This window comes from Caballeronia sp. LZ003 (assembly GCF_031451465.1).
Taxonomy (GTDB): Bacteria; Pseudomonadota; Gammaproteobacteria; order Burkholderiales; family Burkholderiaceae; genus Caballeronia.
Window position 1 is genome coordinate 1 of record NZ_JARUXJ010000163.1, and the last position, 504, is coordinate 504.

The window sequence follows — 504 nt, forward strand, 5'->3', positions numbered from 1 at the left end:
GCAATGCATGTCGCTGGGAAATTATTCCGCGAGGGATAAAGCAGACCGTCGAAGGCTGGGATGCCGCTGTAGTCGAGCGCTTTGTGAATCTGCCGAGAAATACGCTGCGTGTGGATGTAACGTCGGCTCGCCAGTTGGCCGAGATTGAGGCCGAATTCCCGCGCCATCACGCCTGGCGCGGTCATGTCAGCCAAGTTCAGTCGCTCGACTACGCCGACAGCACGCACAATGCGTCCACGAATCTCGCTTAGCGTAATGGTACGCGAACGGCTCCGGTGCCATTGGTGCTGATGGAAGACCGACTCCATCAATACTGTCGGAAGGTCGAAGCCCAAGTACAGAACCCCATAGTCACCGGTCGGATCGTCGTATCGATTTGCGGAGCTTGTACCAAAATAGAGCGGCGTGGCGGCGTATTCGACTCGGCTGATGTGCTGGAGCAGTTCTCCGGCCGCAATGACGCGGCTTGGAATCGACAAAGTCAAACCGCTTCCTCACCGTGAA

General features: G+C 57.1%; 1 protein-coding gene. It reads right to left on the reverse strand.

Annotated features, from left to right (window positions below):
• Nucleotides 1-485 (reverse strand): RES family NAD+ phosphorylase (locus QCE79_RS33595; RefSeq protein ID WP_309851845.1); only part of this gene is annotated, 485 nt, incomplete at its 3' end.
• Nucleotides 486-504 lie beyond the last annotated feature (19 nt).